The sequence below is a fragment of the Phaeospirillum tilakii genome (assembly GCF_042683125.1).
Taxonomy (GTDB): domain Bacteria; phylum Pseudomonadota; class Alphaproteobacteria; order Rhodospirillales; family Magnetospirillaceae; genus Phaeospirillum; species Phaeospirillum tilakii.
Window position 1 is genome coordinate 46,538 of record NZ_JBHUIY010000024.1, and the last position, 15,766, is coordinate 62,303.

The following is a 15,766-nucleotide window of genomic DNA, read 5'->3' on the forward strand; positions in this document are numbered from 1 at the left end:
CCTCCCGGCCCCCGGCCGGGGGCGTCACGACCGGAGCCGAGGCCGGTTCCCGCGCGGGGAACCGGCCGGCGGGTCAGTCCTTGTTGATGAACATCTGCGAGAGCAGCGGGGCCCCGAACGCCTGATGCAGCACCCCGGCGGCGACGTGGATGATCAGGTAGGTCCACAGCACCGGGGCGACCAGTTCGTGGATCCCCTTGGCGAGGCCGCCGATCAGGCCGAGCCCGTCAGGACCGGCGAAGAGGAACATCAGCACGCCGGTCACCGCCATCGCGCTGGCGGCGATCAGGCCGATGCCCTGCACCGCGCCGACCAGCGGGGTGGGGACGTCGGATTCGGGCAGCTTGCGCGCACGCAGCGACTCAAGGGTGGCCTTGGCGTCGGCGATCAGGGCGGCGCGGTCCTCGGCCTTGGTCCAGGGGAACAGGTAATAGGGGGTGGCGCGGTACTTGGGCAGCATGTAGGCCCAGTGCGCCACCAGCACCGCCGCGACGGCGAGGCCAAGGAACTCATGGATGGTGAAGAAGAAATTGCCGGCATGGCTCGGGCTGGGGTGGACCATCACCAGGCTCAGCAGCAACTGAAGGATCACCCCAGCCGCCAGCAGGCGGTGGAGCAATCGCGTCTTTTTGTCATGGGTCATCTTCGGTTCTCCACAAACGGAATTCGCAGGATAGCCCACCCGAGATGAACCGGAAGCGAACCGCCGACGATCAGCGCGGCTCGCGGCCCTTGAGAAAAAACGCCACGGCCTGGGCGCGGTTGCCGACCGCCAGCTTGTCGTAGAGGTTCTTCAGGTGGAACTTGACGGTGTTGAGCGAGATGTCGAGCTGGGTCGCCATCTGCTGGTTGGTCAGGCCGCCGGCCAGCGCGGCCAGCAATTCCCGCTCGCGCGGGGTCAGGCCGGCGAGCGGATCGCTGGCGAGGCTGGCGACGTCGATGAAGGGAAACACCATCCGCCCGCCGGCCACCGCGATGATGGTGTCGACCAGTTGCTCGGGCGGTTCGCGCTTGGAACAGAACCCGGCGGCGCCCAGGGTCATCGCCTGACGCGGCACGTCGGGATTGGCGCTGCCGGTATAGACGATCACCCGCGGCGCCTCGGGCCGGCCGCGCAGCGACTGGAGCACGCCCCGTCCATCGACCGTCGGCATTTCCCAGCCGATCACGCCGACGCGGAACGACAGCTTGTCGAGCAGTTCAAGGAAACGCTGGCCGTCATTGGCGACCCCGGCGATGACGAACCGCTCGTCGCCTTCCAGCAATTTGACCAGACTGCTTTGCAACAGCGGGTTCTTTTCCGCGATAACGACGGCGATCGGTCGGTTCTGAGCACCAGGCATGGACGGCATTCTCTCCCACGGGGTCGTTCCGACCCTACCCACTCGGGCCGTAATAGATAGCGCGAATGCCGGTTTTCGCAAAGGCACAAAGCGTGAAAAGCGGGCCGGACCGGGCGGCGGCCGGCGGCGGGGGCGGAACGAAGACGCGAAAATCACCGCGCCAGGGCAACCGGCGCGGCGCGGATGGAGGGGACGGACGGCGGGGGAAAGGCCGGGACGCCCGCCGGATCAGGCGGGCGTCCGGCGGGACGGATCAGGCCTGCTCGGCCCAGCGCGAGACATCGACCCGGCTGGGGGCGGCGGGGACCACGGCGGGCGCCACCGGAGTCGGGGCCGGCGCCGGGGCGGCGGTCTTGACCGGGGCCGGCGGCGCGGCCTTGACCGGCGCCGCGATCGCGGCCGGGGCGGCGATGACCGGCAGGGTCGCGGCCGGGTGGACCGGGGCGGCGGCGGCCTCGACCGCGACCGGCTCGGCGCGCGGAGCGGGGGCCGGCTCGACCACCGCCGGGGCGGCGGGGGTGAGGCTGGCCGCCTGCGGCAGCAGGGCCCGGCGCGAGGACGAACCGGGGCGGTAGACGAAGCCCTGGGTCAGGTAGACCCGGGTGCCGAGTTCACCGGCGGGACGGTAGAACACCCGCACCTGCGACCAGTCATTGCGGGGGGAAACGTCGATCACCGGCACCGATTCGGCGATCTGGCCACGGCCGGGGCTGCGATGCGGCGCCCAGTTGGCGTGATCGACCAGCACCTCGCGGCTGTTGATCGTCCGGCGAACCACCGAAACGTGGCCGTGCGACATCCGTCCCTGGCGCTTGAACACCAGCACCGCCCCTTCGCGTGGCGCGGTGCCGCGTTCGTAAACGCCGGCGGCGGCATCCCACCAGCGCCAGGCGTCGCCCTTGAGATTGAGTCCGCTGGCGTCACGGGCATAGGTGACGCACTGCATGGCGGCTTCGGCCGATTGAGGCACTGCCAGGGCCATCGTCGCGACCACGGTCAGGGCCGCGGGAAGCATGGTCTTGGTCCGCACCGGTCTCCTCCCTCCGGTTATTGGCAGGGCCGATTGTGTCAATCCAAAAACCCGATGGCAACCCCTTTTTGTGATCTCCGTCACATTTTCGCCGCACCGACGCCATGATCCCGGCGGCGGCGGAAGGAATGGAGGCGGGCTCCGCTCCCGCCGGCCAGGGGCCACCGGGCGGTTGACGCCCTTTCCTTGTCCCTGGCGTGTCGAACCCCGGCGTTTCTCTTCGCGGCGATCGGGTCTTCCGGGGGGGAACCGGGCGGGCTATGATCGGTCCCCCGCTACTGGAGGATTGCATTCTGTCGCGACGTGGTTCGATCCTGGCCGGCGCGGCCGTGCTGGCGCTGGCCGTCCTGTCCGCTCCCCTGCCGGCCGCGCGGGCGGCCGAGCCGGCACCGCTGGTGATCGGCGGCGGCGAGGTGACCGGCTATTATTTCCCGGTGGCCGGCGCGCTGTGCCGGGTGATCAACAAGGAACGGCCGCACGGACGGACCTGCGCGGTGATGCCGTCGTCGGGCTCGGCCGCCAACCTGACCGCGCTGCGCAACGGCGAGGTCGATCTGGCGCTGGTGCAGTCGCGGGCGGCGCTGCTGGCGCTGAAGGGGGAGGAAGGCTTCCGCGAGGCCGGCCCCCTGCCCGACCTCAAGGCGCTGATGGCGCTGCATGGCGAGGTGGCGGTGGTGGCGGCGCGGCCGGGATCGGGGATCGAGCGGCTGGCCGACCTCAAGGGCAAGCGGGTCAATCTCGGCCGGCCCGGCTCGTTCCAGCGGATGATGGCGGAAACGGTGCTGGAGGCGGCGGGAATCTCGCAGGGCGACCTGTCGGTGCTGGTCGAACTCGATCTGGCCGAGCAGGTGACGCAATTGTGCGAGGGCAACATCGACGCGGCGGTGTTCACCGGCATCCACCCGATGCCGGAGGTGCAGTCGGCGATCGAGGAATGCGGCGCCACCCTGGTGCCGATCCGCGACAAGGCGATCGAGCCCTATCTGCGCAAGACGCCGTGGCTGGCCCGCTTCACCCTGCGCGGCGGCACCTATGACGGCCAGAAGACCGAGGTGCCGGCGCTGGGGCTGAAGACGCTGCTGGTGACCACCCGGCTGCCGGCCGAGGAGGTCGAGGAACTGATGCGGGCGATCGCGGCCAATTTCGGCGCGCTGACCCGGCTGCATCCGGCGCTGAAGGACCTCAGCCGCGGCGACACCAGCCGCGACGGCATCCCGATCCCGTTCCACGAGGGAGTCGAGCGCGCCAGCCTGCCGGAGAAGAACCTGCCGGAGAAGAAATAGCGGCATCAGGGATGAACGGCGACAACCCGCGCCCGTCCCCGAGCCGCGCCGGAGCCGAGTCCACTCGGGCCAAACAAGACGGCCCGAGCGGGGCTCGGCATTTTCACAAATAATCAAAAAATTTGATTTGGCGGAAATCCATTTCAACAAAATGAAGCGGTGTTATTGTGAAAGTGAGATGCCTATCAAATCGATGCCTCTCCGGCGCTCTTGACAATCTATCTTTTCACCCAAGCCACGATATTACCGTCGGAAAGTCCTACGATGTTTACGGCCTAAGCTTTTATCTGGATTCAAAACATTTTGGCCAGGGACTCTTCGTAAAGATCGTCAATGATTCCGGCGTAATAGCGACAGAGCCAATAGATCTGTTTGAAATAAAAGACGGAAGAATATTCTCAAGATGGCGCATATCGAATGAAGGAGACGGAATTAATATATGGCCGGACGAGTTCAGGGAGAAATATTTTTTTGATTTATTGAGCGATGGGGATGATTCTGCTGTTCAGAAATTTTCCACGTTGCGTGACGCGATTTTAGCCGAAGGGTGACGTGCGAGGAGTCATCCTCTCTCCCCCGTGCTTGCATCCCCCAGGTCGCCATCTGGGCATTCGGTCCACGATGATGCCCGGGAACCCCGCGCCGCCTTAATTCAGAAATAAAGACTGAAAAATGAGCTCAACGCGGGATAAAATTTTATTTATTTCTCGGGAGAAAGCGGAGAGTTTGCTCATCTCCGTTGGCCTGCGTATTGGCGGGTGGAATCAGCTTGCCGAGATGGATGGCGTCTTGTCTCGACATATCCAATTTCACCCGGGCCGAGGTCAATCTGAGCTTTATGTTCTGGCCCGCCATCTTTCAAAATGGGTCGCGAGGAATGGATGGGTTCTGATTCATTTCGACAACTCAACTCTACCGCTTGATGTCGAGATTGATACGGTAAGCTTTATCTTTCTCGCGCCTGGAGAACGATGGGATATCACACGCCAGAGGATTATTCTGGTCGATTCTGGCGACGCGGCGAACAATCATGAAGCCGTTTCCCTGATGATATTCTTCGGGTTGATGTTTGAATGGCATTTCTATCTGGCAGGGGAACATGCGGAGCCGGGACGCCGTCTGGGGATTCTGGATGGCACGGTGTACTTCTTTGGTCAGACAGACGCGCTTGCCGAAGCCGGCGAACTGATCGAACAGGTGACCCACACCCCGCTGACGCTCCCAGACGGATATTATACCGCCCGGCCCCTGACCTGACCCGTCGGGTCAGGTCAGGCCGAGACGATACTCAAGCGCCGCGCGGGCGTAGACGATGACGCTCAAGCGCCGCGCGGGCGTAGACGATGACGCTCAAGCGCCGCGCGGGCTGGCCGGCCGCCGAACGGATCATGGCAAAGGGCGGCCGGTATCAACCGATGCGACGGAAGTCAGGCCCGGCATAGACGCGCCGCTCGCCTCCCCGCTCCAACTGGTCATGGCGATTGCGGCGGTCCTGGTTGGCGGAGGCCTTGACCTTTTCGTCCCGTTCGGCCAATTGGGCGGCAAGCCGGGCCACGGCGAGGGCCTTGTTCCGGTGCTGGCTTCGCTCCTCCTGGGCGAAGGCGGTGAGTCCGGTCTTGAGATGGGTGACCCTGACGGCGGAATTGGTCTTGTTGACATGTTGTCCGCCGGGGCCCGAGGCGCGGCAGGTGTCGAACCGCAGATCCCGTTCGTCCCATGCCGGGCCGGCCGGGGGTGGGGCCAGGAGGGAGACGCCGACGAACCAGTTCTTGCGCTTCCACCCCGGCCGCAGCGGGCTGGGACACGTCCAGCGCACGGTTCCTTCCCAGTCCCGGGCCAAGGCTTCGGCTTCACCTCCCTTCAAGGCCAGCAAAGCGGAAACCGGGCCGTGGGGACCATCCTCGGTTTCCAGCAATTCCGCGTCGATCCCCGCCTGGGCCGCCTCGGCGCACAAGGCGGTGGTCAGGCCGCGCACCGCCAACTGGCATTCGCCGGGGCCACGCCCGGCCGACAGCAAGACCCAGATCATCGCCAGCCACCTTCCTTCAGGGCGCGCGCCTGGTGCCGCTCGCGCCGGTCATGGCTGGCGCGGCGCCTTTCGTCCGCCGGTTCCAGGGAGGTCTTGAAGGTGACGACAGGGGCCAGGGTGGCAATGACCCGGCAGAGGCCCGCTTCCACCAAGGCCGCCACCACCGAGGCGGCGGGCTTGTAGCAATCCGGCGCCTCCTCCCACAGCAGCCGCTCGTCTCCACAGACGACACGGCCGCCAAGGGGGGTCGTGCCCAGATCCCCCCGCCTGTGACGGTGCTGGAGCCTGTCCTTGGCTTCCTGGCGGGCAATTTTCCGGCCTGCCCCGTGGGCCAGGGAGAACAGGGTGTCCTCCTGGCCCGGGACGGGAGCCACCAGATAGCTGATGTCCCCCCGCGACCCCGGGATGATGGCGGCGGGACCTTCCGCCGGGCTGGCGCCCTTCCGGTGCAGCCAGCCACTCTGTCCCTGCCGACCGGACCGGGACACCTGATTGTGGCAGGAATCGAGAATCCGTCGCCCTTCGGTGCCGATGGCGCTGAACAGCCGCTCGGCGCAGACGCGGCGGTTCAGTTCCGCATAGGCCACGGCCTGGGCGTGGTCGGCAAGGTAGAGGGCGGCGGCCTCCGAATCCTCGGGCAAGCCTTGGGCGCCATGGTGTTGGGCGTGACGCCAGAGGATCGCCTCGCCCAAACCACGCGACCCGGTATGGACGAGGGCAAACACGTACTCCCGGTCCAGACCAAGGGCGGAAAAGGCCGCCGCGTCGACCACAGCGTGAACCTGTTGCAGTTCAAGAAAATGGTTGCCTCGGCCCGCCGTGCCCAGGGCGTGCGCGAAGTCCTCGGGCAGCCCGGCGTCGGCCAGCTTTTTACGCTGGCTTTCGCCGCTGTCGTCGATGGGGCCGTCGAGGCCATTCAATTTGGCGGCCAGCTTGTCCGCCTTGGCCTTCCGGACGGGGAATTCGGTCATCCATAGCCCCATCCCACAGCCGATGTCGTTCCCGACCAGATGAGGGTAAAGCACCCCCTGGGACAGGAAGGCGGCACCAATCGGCGTTCCTTTCCCGGGATGGATGTCCGGCAGGCCGACACAGGCCACCATGCCGGGGTAACGGGATACGGCGTCGAGTTGGCGCAGGGCCTCGCCCTCAACCCAAGTGGACAGGCCAGCGACCACACGGATGGCGCATCCGCGCTCGCAAAAGTCAGAATTGCCCATGGTTCCTCGTGGAAACAGGCATGATCATTCGGTCGTTCCGACGAATATGTCGGCCCGAACCGTTGATGCCCGAACCACCGTGAGGTGAAGGTCGGGCTTAGGCCCCGCGAACGGGGCAGTGGATGGTGATGGTCATCGCCTGCCTCCCTCAGAAAGAGGAACATTATCTGCACCGGTTTTGCGTGCATCGCAAGACGGAAAACAGCGCCCCCAACGAGTAGCCCCCCCTTCAGGGAGGTCCAGGAACCTCAGGTTCCTGGTGGGTGCGGGCAAAGCCCGCGTGTGGGTGCGGGCAAAGCCCGCGTCCTTCCTAACCTCTCCCCCCACCCCGCTCCCGCGCCGTCTCGCCGATCTGGCGGCGCAGCGGGGCCGGCCCGGCGGCGAGCAGGGCGTCGAAATCGCGGGCCTTGAGCCCGAGCAGCATGCCGTAACCGAGCGCGACCACGTCGGCATTGCGCGGTGCATGGGCCAGCAGCGCCATTTCCCCGAAGAACTCGCCGCTGCCCAGCCGCACCGGATCGGGCTTCAACCGCACCTCGACCGCGCCGGAGCTGATGAAATACATCGCGTCGCCCGGCTCGCCCCGGCGCAGGATGCGCTCGCCCGGCACCACCAGCCGGGGCCGCAGCAGCCGGGTCAGCGCCGCGCGCTGGGCCGGATCCAGCGCGGCGAAGGCCGGCACCCGGGCCACCAGCGCCGCCGGGTCGAGCCGCAGATCGAGTTTGGGCCGGCGCGACAGCCGGGCGGCGCGGTGGCCGAGATCGGCGATCAGATCGACGAACACCTCCTGGCCGATCACCCCCTCGGCGCGCAGGCGGCGGAACTCGGCCGCCTCGATCCGGAGCGCGGCGCGTTCGAGGTAATGGCGCTCCAGCGCCTTGGAGAAATCGGCATATTGCAGCCGCAGCGCGGCCAGGGCGGTCTCGACCCCGGCGGCGCGGCGGTCGAGGATCCGCGCCACGGCGCGGGCCGGGGCCGCGCCGCCGAAACCGGGCAGCCGTTCGGCGGCGAAGGCGCGCATCTCGCCCAGCGCCGCCTGGGTCATCAGCAGGGTCTCGGTGCGGGTGGCGATCTCGCCGGCCAGCGGCCCGCCCAGCCCGAGCCGGCGCTGCGCCGCCAAGGCGAGGCGGAACGGCCGGGAAAAGCCGAGGCAGGCGGTACCGGCGGCCAGATAGGCGGCGACGCCGCCGGTCTTCAGCGCGTCCTCCAGCCGGGCGGCGTTGGCGAGCAGGGTGCGGGTGATCCGCCCCGACACCACCCCCTCGCGGTAATGGCGCAGATAAAGCGCGGTCTCGCGCGCGGTCAGCATCGCCAGCGCGCCCCGGGTCTCGTCGCCCAGGGCCGGGCCGGCCGGCTCGGCCGCCTCGAGAGCGGCAAGGCGGGCGGAGCAGCCCGCGGCCATCTCCTCGGCCAGCCGGGGGGCGAGGCCGTATTCGCCGGCGGCGGCGCGCAGGCGGTCGCGCACCGCGCCGATCGCGGTGGCGATGGCGCGGCGGCGCATCGCCTGATCGGCCGGCGACAGGCGGTCGAGCCCGAGCAGCCGGATCAGCGGCCGCAGCAGCGGGGCGTTGACGAACAGGGTGAACAGCACGAAGCCGGTGCAGAGCACGGCGACGAAATGGCGCACCGGCTCGGGCACCGCCGGGGTTTCGATCACCGCCAGGGCCAGGGCCAGCGAGATCGCCCCGCGCAGCCCGCCCGCCACCACCACCAGCCGCAGGCCGGGGGCGATCGGCTCGGCCCAGCCGAGCCGGGTCAGCAGCGGGAACAGCCCGAACAGCACCAGCCCGCGCGCTGCCAGCGCGGCCACCACCACCACCGCCAGCAAGGCGAGGTCGCCGGCGCCGATCCCGGCCAGCAGCCCCGGCACCCGCATCGTCGCCAGCAGGAACACCAGCACGCTGGCCCAATAGCCGAGCTGGCGCCAGACATCGACCAGACTGGACCAGGTCTCGGCGGTGACCAGGGTGCGGCCGTAATAGCCGATCACCAAGGCGGCGGTGACCACCGCCACCACCCCCGACACCCGGACATGCTCGCCGGCCAGGAACACCAGATAGGCGGCGGCGACGGTCAGGGTGATCTCGGCGAAACGCTGGCCGCGCAGCAGGGTCAGGCCGCCGCACACCAGCAGGCCGCCGAGCCCCCCCACCGCCAGCCCGCCGAGGAAGCCGCGCCCGAACGCCAGCGCCCCGGCCAGGGCGTCGGGCGAGCGGCCGCCGGTCAGCATGTCGAGGAACAGCGCCACCAGGGCGATCGCCGCCGCGTCGTTGAACAGGCTTTCGCCCTCGATCAGCAGGCTGAGCCGGTGCGGCACGCCGAGATCGCGGAAGATCCCCACCACCGCGACCGGATCGGTGGTCGAGACCATCGCCGCCAGCAGCAGGCAGGCCACCAGCCCGACCGGCGCCACCGCCGCCAGCGACCAGCCGATCAGGAAGGTCGAGATCAGCACCGCCCCCACCGCCAGCAGCAGGATCGGGCCGAGATCGTCGAGCAGGCGGCGGCCGTCGATCGCCACCGCCGTCTCGAACAGCAGCACCGGCAGGAAAATCTCGATCAGCGCCTCGGGCGGCAGCACCAGCCCGCCCGGCAGCGCCGCCGCGTCGCCGACCAGACCGAGCAGGATCCCCGCTCCGGCCAGCACCAGCGAAAAGGCGACATTGGCCCGCGCCGCCAGCGGCACCAGCAATGTCACCAGCGCCAGCAGGCCGGTGATGCCCAACAAGACCGCACTGATTCCGGTCACGCCGATCCCCCGTCCGCGCGGGCTCCGCCCGCACCCGCCAAGGGCCGGAAGGCCCTTGGATCCCTTTCCTTTTTTCGCCCATACCGCGTCGGCGCCCAAGCGGAAAGCGCGCGAAACGTCAGGGAGCGGGGAAGAAAATCTCCGGCTCGCCCCGGCAGGACAGCGGCATCGCGGTCTGGTCCGGCCGCAGCGGGCCGGCGAAGGCGACGGTGGCGGCGCGGTCGGGGTAGAGCTTGCGGTAGGCGTCCCACACCGCCCAGACCGGGGTGAAGCGCAGGTCGGGGATGTCGTCGGCCGGGCCGTTGGCGTTGTCGATGCCGACGAAGGCGCCGTCGAGGAACACCCCGCCGCCCGACATGCCGGGATGGGCGTCGATCCGCGCCATCACCTTGCACAGGAAGCGGCCGTCGGCCCCGGCATGGCCGAGCGAGGTGTAGGTTTCCTGGTCGTAATCGCGGAACAGCTGGGCGCGGCCGGCGGCGGCGTGCAGCCGTTCATGGCCGTGCGGCCAGCCGGCGGCGACCAGTTCGACCCCGGCCAGCCCGGCCGGCAGGCTGCCCCAGGCCACCGGGGCCAGCCCGGCTCCGGCCAGCGGGGCGAGGTCGAGGGTGGCGAAGGCAAGATCGAGCGCACCGGCGACGCGGACCTGTTCCAGCCGGCCCGACACCACCAGCGGGCCGGGGGTGGGGGCGAAGCGGACCTCGCCCTCGACCGCGACCCGGCCGGGGCCGGCTTCCACCAGCCAGTCCTCGACCTGATGCGCGGTCAGGGCCAGGGTGCCGAAGCGGTCGAGCAGGACGCAGGAGCCGCGTCCCTCGACCCCGGGGCGACGGGTGATCACCAAGCCGCAGCAGCGGCCGAGCCGCTCGACCCACGGGCGTTCGGCGGCAAGGCGGGCGAAACCGTCGGTGCGGGCGGCGAGGCCCTCGGCCGGGGCGAGCGGGTCGGGCGGCGCCGGGTCGGCGCCACGGCCGGGCGACAGCAGGCCGAGCAGCCCGGCCCCGGCCAGCGCGCCGAGGCCGGCCAGCACGGCGCGGCGGGAGCCCGGCGGCGCGGGGTCGGGTCGGGCCGGCGGCGCCACGGTCAGATCAGTTTTTCGGCGCGCAACGCCGCCTGAACCGCCGGCAGGGCCCGCACCCGGTCGTAATGGGCGGCCAGCGCCGGCCATTCGGTCAGGGTAATGCCGACCCGGGGCAGCCAGGACAGCACGGTGAACAGGTAGAAATCAGCCACCCCGGCGCGGGCGCCGAGCAGATAGGGGCCGGCACCGATCGCCTGATCGGTATAGGCGAAGCGGCGCTGCAACTGCGCCTTGATCGCCTCCTTGGCCTCGGGCGGATAGGCCGGATTGAACAGGCCGACGCAGCCCTTGTGCAGCTCGGTGGCGATGAACACCAGCCATTCGACCAGCCGGGGATAAAGCGGATCGGCCGGCAGCGGGGCGAGCCCGGCCTGCGGCGCCTGGGCGGCGAGGTAAAGCAGGATCGCGCCCCCCTCGGTCAGCACGGTGCCGTCGTCGCCCTTCAGCGCCGGGACGTAGCCCTTGGGGTTGATCTTGAGGAAATCGTCGCCGCCCTCGGTGACCTTGGTCTTGAGATCGACCGCCTCGGCCGAGAATTCCAATCCGGCGGCGATCAGGGTGATATGGGCGGCCAGCGAGCAGGCCCCCGCCTTGTAGTAGAGTTTCATCCTCGTCCTCCGTGTGGGTGGCGAGCGTCAGGGTAGCGCATCGTCGCGCCCCGCGCCCTGCAATGTGCGCAGGCCGGAAGCGCGGCGGCCGGCCCCGTCAGCGCCGCCGCCCCGCCCGCACCGGCACCGCCGGGCCGGACAGATGGCGGCGGTGCAGCCAGAACACCAGCACCAGCTCGATCACCACGGTACAGATCCTGTAGCCCAGGTCGAACAGGGCGTAATGGGCCATCAACGCCCCGTCGGCGGGCAGGAACGGCACGATCGCCTGACTGAACAGCAGCGCCGCCAGCGTGCCCGGCCCCAGCGCGGCCGCCGCCCCGGCCAGCGCCCAGCGCCAGCCCGATTTGCGCCGCGCCCGCGCCGCGCGGAAGAAGATCACCGACGCGGCCAGCGCGATCAGCAGGCTGAGCATTCCGTCCCAATCCCCCCCGGATGCGGCAATGAACCGGCCTTTCCCATAGCCCGGGGCCGGCACCCGCACCAGCCGAAAAATTGCGCCCCGGCCCTGCCGCGACGCGATCGAACTTGCTATTGGCGGGGGATCATCCGACACTGGCTCCATCAAACCTGCCTTGAGAACCGACCCGTCGTCCCTCGGCACTTGATGCGGGTCGCGATGGCGCGGCCCGCGGGTTACTAACGTTCCGGAGAGTTCCCATGCCGAACGGCACGGTCAAATGGTTCAATGCCACCAAGGGCTACGGCTTCATCGCCCCCGATAACGGCGGCGCGGATGTGTTCGTCCATATCTCGGCGGTGCAGCGGGCCGGTCTGGCCAGCCTGAACGAAGGCCAGAAGGTCGAGTTCGAGGAATCGCCGGATCCCCGCAAGGGCAAGACCGCGGCAATCAACCTCAAGGTGCTGTAAGCCACGTCGCACCGGCCGCCTTCTCCACGGGGCGGCCTTCGCGCCCTGCCCACCTTTCCCGTCCCCCCGCCCCCTCCCCGCCTGCCCGGCACCGTCTCGGGCCGGCCGCGCCCCTTTCGTCGTCTCACCCCTACCGGCGCAAGGATCCCGACCGCTTGACCCGTCCGTCCCGTCCCGCCCCGTCCCGCCTCGGCGGGTCCCGCCGCATCGTGTTCGCCACCATCGGCTCGTTCGGCGACCTGCATCCCTACCTCGCCCTCGCCCTCGAACTGAACCGGCGCGGCCATCGCGCCGAAATCGCCACCAGCACGGTCTATCGCGCCCGAATCGAGGCGCTGGGGATCGGCTTCCACCCGCTCGGCCCCGATTTCGACCGGATCCAGTCGGTGCCCGGGCTGGTCGAGCAGGTGCTGCACCCCCGCACCGGGGCCGAATCCCTGATCCGCGACGTGGTGATGCCGTCCTTGCGCGAGTCGTTCGCCGACCTCGCCGCCGCCGCCCGGGGCGCCGACCTGCTGGTGTCGCACCCGCTGACCTTCACCGCCCGGCTGGTGGCGGAAACCAATCCCGGCCTGGGCTGGGCCTCGACCTTCCTCGCCCCCTTCACCGCCTTCTCCGCCTATGACCCGTCGGTGATGGCGGAAATCCCCTTCCTCGGCGCGCTGCGGCCGCTCGGCCCTACCCTGTTCCGCCAGATCCACAAGCTGGTGATCAAGCGGGCGCGGGAATGGAGCGCCCCCTGGAACGATCTGCGCGCCGAGCTTGGCCTGCCGCCCGCCCCCGACCCGTTGTTCGCCGACCAACACGCCCCGGCCCTGGCGCTCGGGCTGTTCTCGCCGCTGCTGGGCCAGCCCCAGCCCGACTGGCCCCAGAACAGCCGCGCCTCCGGCTTTCCCTTCTTCGATGCCGAGGCCCAAGGCGGGCTGCCGCCCGACCTCGAGGATTTCCTCGGCGCCGGGCCGGCCCCGGTGGTGTTCACCCTCGGCACCGCGATGGTCCGCCGCCCCGGCCGCTTCTTCGAGGACAGCCTCGCCGCCGCCCGCCGGCTCGGCCGCCGCGCCGTGATCATGGTCGGCCGCGATTCCACCCTGCCGCCCGGGCCGCTGGCCGACGGCGCCTTCGCCGCCGCCTACGCCCCCTTCCCGCTGCTGTTCCCCCGCGCCGCCGCCATCGTCCATCACGGCGGCATCGGCACCACCGCCCAGGCGATGCGCGCCGGCCGGCCGATGCTGGTGGTCCCGTTCGGCTTCGATCAGCCCGACAACGCCGCCCGCGTCACCCGGCTCGGCATCGCCCGCACCCTGCCGATCGGCGCCTATTCCGCCGCCCACGCCTCGAACGCCCTGGCCGGGCTGCTCGAATCCCGGGCCAGCCGCCAACGCTCGATCGCCATCGCCAGCGCCATCGCCGGTGAAGACGGAATCGGCGCCGCCTGTGACGCGCTGCTGGGGATAATCTAGAAAAAAGAGCGGGCTCTGCCCGCACCCGCCAAGGGCCGCAAGGCCCTTGGATCCCGTCACTTGGGGGGAAACCATGGCCGCAATCGAATTGGTGCCGGGGGTGCGGGGCGTCACCGGGGCTCTGGACGGCGTCGAGGCGATCGGGGAACGGGTCGCCGAGCTGGCGGAATTGGCGGCCGAAAGCGGGACCTTCGGAGTCGGCGGGGTGCTGGTCGGGCACGACGGGCGGGTTTACGCCGAGGCGGTCAATGCGGTGTTGCGGCCGGGGCGGCCGTGCGATCCCACCGCCCATGTCGAGCGGCAACTGGTCGATTGGTATTTTCTCCAGCGCAATCCGCCGCCGATCGGGGAACTGACCATCGCCACCTCGCTCGATCCCTGCGCGATGTGTGCGGGGGCGATGCTTCAGGCCGGCTTCCGCGCCGCCGCCATCGCCGCCGATCCGCTGTCGGGGATTCATGACGAGGCGGGGCTGGCCCGCCGCCTGCCGCCGGCGCTGTGGGATCAGGCCGAGGCGACGCTGACCCTGCTGCCGGTGTCCGCCGCCACCCGTGCCCGCTGCGAGGCCGCCTTCGCCGCCTCGCTCGACCGGGTGCGCGCCACCGTCGGCGCCGTCACGGTTGCCCCGGGCCCGTTGCCGCCCGGCCTGCACCGCCCCGGTACCACCCCTCTCCCCGCCTTGGTGCGCGACGGGCGCTGCTGCCTGATCGACGATCATGGCCGGCCGCTGCTGGTGGCGAACTCGGCCGCACACCTCTCCCCGGCGCGCAGTGCGGTGCTGGAACTGGTGCGGGGCCATGGCTGGGCGGGGGCGACATTGCCGCCGCGCCGCTGCGCGGTGGTGCGGCAACACCCACCGGCGAGTCCGGCCCTGGCCCTGATGGAATTGGGCGCGCTGGGCTCGTTCCTCGAACTGCCGCGCGAGGACAACCCCTACCCCCTGTTGAGCTGCCTGGAGGGCGACGGCACGGCACTGGCCGCGCTGGCGCAAACCCTCCCTCCGCTTTACCGCGACCGGATCGGCGTCACCGCCGGGCTGCTGTAAAACCAATGGGTTCCAAGGGCCTTGCGGCCCTTGGCGGGTGCGGGCAGCGCCCGCGTTTTTTTACTCCGGCGCCACCCGATAGGCCTGGACCCGCACCGGCCCGGCCCCGAGCGCGGCGAGATCCTGATTGAGCCGGCCCAGCGTCGCCGCATCGGCCCAGGCCGGATCGGCGGTGATGCGCAGATCGCGATCGGTCCCGGCCGCCAGCAACGCCATCAGACTGGCGCGGGCGCGTTCGCCGCTGCCGACCACGCCGGTCAGCCGGTCATACTCGGCGAAGGGAGCCTTGAGATCGAAGCCGACCCAATCGACCAGCGGCAGCACGGCGGCGAAACGGTCGGGGAAGGCGCCGGCACTGTGCAGCCCGATCCGGAACCCCAGCGCCCGCACGGCGGCGATCGCCTCGGGCAAATCGGGCTGGAGGGTCGGCTCGCCGCCGGAGAACACCACCCCGTCGAGCAGGCCGCGCCGGCCGGCGAGGAAATCCATCACCTCGTCCCAATCCACCGCCTCGGCGGTGCGGGTCGGCAGCAGATGGGGGTTGTGGCAGTAAGGACAGCGCCACGGACAGCCCTGCAGGAACAGGGTGGCGACGAGATGATCCGGCCAGTCGCAGCTCGACAGCCGGGCCATCCCGCCGATCAGCGGGGGTGTCACGCCCCGCTCCGTCCGCAGTCGCAGCTCCCCTCGACGAAATAGCGGCGTTCGGCGAACTCGCCCTGCTTGCCCTGGTTGAACGAGGCGAGCGGGCGGTGATAGCCCATCACCCGGGTCCAGATCTCGCAGGGCTGGCGTTCGTCGTCGGACAGGGTGATGCCGTCGGTGGCGGCTTCGGGGGCGACAAGATCGGTGGTCACGAAACGGTCTCCTTGGTCAGGTCAGGCGGAGCGGGCTTGCTGCCCGCGCTTGCGGGCGATCAGCTCGGCGTCGCATTTGGGGCAGAACGGATGTTCGCCCGGGATGTAGCCGTGCTTGGGGCAGATCGAGAAGGTCGGCGTCACGGTCAGATAGGGCAGCCGGAAATTCTCCAGGGCGCGGCGGACCAGCT

The 15,766-nt window shown here is 69.7% G+C and carries 18 protein-coding genes; 6 read left to right on the plus strand and 12 right to left on the minus strand.

The genetic code is table 11. The annotated features are described in order from the left end of the window. Positions 1-73 precede the first annotated feature (73 nt). The 3 genes from ACFSNB_RS12380 to ACFSNB_RS12390 form a co-directional block, all read right to left on the minus strand. Complete coding sequence (locus ACFSNB_RS12380; protein WP_377316985.1) at positions 74-643, minus strand: cytochrome b/b6 domain-containing protein; 570 nt, start codon at positions 641-643, stop codon at positions 74-76. Between the two features lie 70 nt (positions 644-713). Further along, positions 714-1,352: a LuxR C-terminal-related transcriptional regulator gene (locus ACFSNB_RS12385; RefSeq protein ID WP_377316987.1), complete on the minus strand. Its 639-nt coding sequence runs from the start codon at positions 1,350-1,352 to the stop codon at positions 714-716. Between the two features lie 244 nt (positions 1,353-1,596). Continuing rightward, positions 1,597-2,358, minus strand: coding sequence for a CHAP domain-containing protein (locus tag ACFSNB_RS12390; protein ID WP_377316989.1), 762 nt, complete (start codon positions 2,356-2,358; stop codon positions 1,597-1,599). 275 nt (positions 2,359-2,633) lie between these two features. On the opposite strand from ACFSNB_RS12390, the gene ACFSNB_RS12395 reads away from it, so the two are divergent. The 3 genes from ACFSNB_RS12395 (at position 2,634) to ACFSNB_RS12405 (ending at position 4,913) form a co-directional block, all read left to right on the plus strand. Next, on the plus strand, positions 2,634-3,656 hold the full coding sequence (locus ACFSNB_RS12395) for a TAXI family TRAP transporter solute-binding subunit (RefSeq protein ID WP_377316991.1): 1,023 nt from the start codon (positions 2,634-2,636) through the stop codon (positions 3,654-3,656). A gap of 167 nt (positions 3,657-3,823) precedes the next feature. After that, positions 3,824-4,207: a hypothetical protein gene (locus tag ACFSNB_RS12400; protein ID WP_377316993.1), complete on the plus strand. Its 384-nt coding sequence runs from the start codon at positions 3,824-3,826 to the stop codon at positions 4,205-4,207. A 121-nt stretch (positions 4,208-4,328) separates the two neighbouring features. Continuing rightward, entirely contained in the window at positions 4,329-4,913 is a 585-nt protein-coding gene (locus ACFSNB_RS12405) for a hypothetical protein (RefSeq protein WP_377316995.1), read from the plus strand. A gap of 151 nt (positions 4,914-5,064) precedes the next feature. Here the strand turns inward: ACFSNB_RS12405 and prfH are convergent, their stop codons facing one another. From prfH to ACFSNB_RS12435, 6 genes are all read right to left on the minus strand, one after another. Next, a complete protein-coding gene (gene prfH / locus ACFSNB_RS12410; protein WP_377316997.1) occupies positions 5,065-5,685 on the minus strand; it encodes a peptide chain release factor H in 621 nt (206 codons plus the stop codon). Next, positions 5,682-6,905 carry an RNA ligase RtcB family protein gene (locus ACFSNB_RS12415; protein WP_377316999.1) on the minus strand — a complete coding sequence of 408 codons (1,224 nt, stop codon included), beginning with the start codon at positions 6,903-6,905 and terminating at the stop codon, positions 5,682-5,684. Before ACFSNB_RS12415 ends, prfH begins: the two co-directional genes overlap by 4 nt. 310 nt (positions 6,906-7,215) lie before the next feature. Further along, a complete protein-coding gene (locus ACFSNB_RS12420) occupies positions 7,216-9,654 on the minus strand; it encodes a cation:proton antiporter (RefSeq protein ID WP_377317001.1) in 2,439 nt (812 codons plus the stop codon). Positions 9,655-9,772: 118 nt separating this feature from the next. Next, positions 9,773-10,735 (minus strand): S1 family peptidase, encoded by a 963-nt coding sequence (locus tag ACFSNB_RS12425; protein ID WP_377317003.1) that lies wholly within the window; start codon positions 10,733-10,735, stop codon positions 9,773-9,775. 2 nt (positions 10,736-10,737) lie between these two features. Further along, positions 10,738-11,343 carry a glutathione transferase GstA gene (gstA, locus tag ACFSNB_RS12430; protein WP_377317005.1) on the minus strand — a complete coding sequence of 202 codons (606 nt, stop codon included), beginning with the start codon at positions 11,341-11,343 and terminating at the stop codon, positions 10,738-10,740. Between the two features lie 97 nt (positions 11,344-11,440). After that, the gene (locus ACFSNB_RS12435; protein ID WP_377317007.1) at positions 11,441-11,758 is read right to left on the minus strand and encodes a hypothetical protein; all 318 of its coding nucleotides are present in this window, start codon (positions 11,756-11,758) and stop codon (positions 11,441-11,443) included. 245 nt (positions 11,759-12,003) lie between these two features. Between ACFSNB_RS12435 and ACFSNB_RS12440 the strand changes: the two genes are divergently transcribed. The 3 genes from ACFSNB_RS12440 (at position 12,004) to ACFSNB_RS12450 (ending at position 14,718) form a co-directional block, all read left to right on the plus strand. Beyond that, entirely contained in the window at positions 12,004-12,213 is a 210-nt protein-coding gene (locus ACFSNB_RS12440; RefSeq protein WP_377317009.1) for a cold-shock protein, read from the plus strand. 155 nt (positions 12,214-12,368) lie between these two features. After that, entirely contained in the window at positions 12,369-13,673 is a 1,305-nt protein-coding gene (locus ACFSNB_RS12445; RefSeq protein ID WP_377317011.1) for a glycosyltransferase, read from the plus strand. A gap of 73 nt (positions 13,674-13,746) precedes the next feature. Continuing rightward, on the plus strand, positions 13,747-14,718 hold the full coding sequence (locus ACFSNB_RS12450; protein WP_377317013.1) for a nucleoside deaminase: 972 nt from the start codon (positions 13,747-13,749) through the stop codon (positions 14,716-14,718). 60 nt (positions 14,719-14,778) lie between these two features. On the opposite strand, the gene ACFSNB_RS12455 is transcribed toward ACFSNB_RS12450, so the two are convergent. Genes ACFSNB_RS12455 through nrdD (ACFSNB_RS18900) form a run of 3 tightly spaced genes read right to left on the minus strand, consistent with a single transcriptional unit; the run spans position 14,779 to position 15,764 of the window. Continuing rightward, positions 14,779-15,375, minus strand: coding sequence for an anaerobic ribonucleoside-triphosphate reductase activating protein (locus ACFSNB_RS12455; protein WP_377317015.1), 597 nt, complete (start codon positions 15,373-15,375; stop codon positions 14,779-14,781). Continuing rightward, positions 15,372-15,575, minus strand: coding sequence for an anaerobic ribonucleoside-triphosphate reductase (gene nrdD, locus ACFSNB_RS18895; protein ID WP_465264566.1), 204 nt, complete (start codon positions 15,573-15,575; stop codon positions 15,372-15,374). The genes ACFSNB_RS12455 and nrdD (ACFSNB_RS18895) overlap by 4 nt, the downstream gene beginning before the upstream one ends. Positions 15,576-15,596: 21 nt before the next feature. Further along, complete coding sequence (nrdD, locus tag ACFSNB_RS18900; protein ID WP_465264567.1) at positions 15,597-15,764, minus strand: anaerobic ribonucleoside-triphosphate reductase; 168 nt, start codon at positions 15,762-15,764, stop codon at positions 15,597-15,599. Between the last annotated feature and the right edge of the window lie 2 nt (positions 15,765-15,766).

Coding starts and splice junctions, on each gene's coding strand:
- gstA (WP_377317005.1), bottom strand. CDS start 11,343: ATGAAACTCTACTACAAGGCGGGGGCCTGCTCGCTGGCCGCCCATATC.
- ACFSNB_RS12450 (WP_377317013.1), top strand. CDS start 13,747: ATGGCCGCAATCGAATTGGTGCCGGGGGTGCGGGGCGTCACCGGGGCT.
- ACFSNB_RS12440 (WP_377317009.1), top strand. CDS start 12,004: ATGCCGAACGGCACGGTCAAATGGTTCAATGCCACCAAGGGCTACGGC.
- ACFSNB_RS12405 (WP_377316995.1), top strand. CDS start 4,329: ATGAGCTCAACGCGGGATAAAATTTTATTTATTTCTCGGGAGAAAGCG.
- ACFSNB_RS12435 (WP_377317007.1), bottom strand. CDS start 11,758: ATGCTCAGCCTGCTGATCGCGCTGGCCGCGTCGGTGATCTTCTTCCGC.
- ACFSNB_RS12385 (WP_377316987.1), bottom strand. CDS start 1,352: ATGCCGTCCATGCCTGGTGCTCAGAACCGACCGATCGCCGTCGTTATC.
- ACFSNB_RS12390 (WP_377316989.1), bottom strand. CDS start 2,358: ATGCTTCCCGCGGCCCTGACCGTGGTCGCGACGATGGCCCTGGCAGTG.
- ACFSNB_RS12395 (WP_377316991.1), top strand. CDS start 2,634: ATGATCGGTCCCCCGCTACTGGAGGATTGCATTCTGTCGCGACGTGGT.
- ACFSNB_RS12380 (WP_377316985.1), bottom strand. CDS start 643: ATGACCCATGACAAAAAGACGCGATTGCTCCACCGCCTGCTGGCGGCT.
- ACFSNB_RS12415 (WP_377316999.1), bottom strand. CDS start 6,905: ATGGGCAATTCTGACTTTTGCGAGCGCGGATGCGCCATCCGTGTGGTC.
- prfH (WP_377316997.1), bottom strand. CDS start 5,685: ATGATCTGGGTCTTGCTGTCGGCCGGGCGTGGCCCCGGCGAATGCCAG.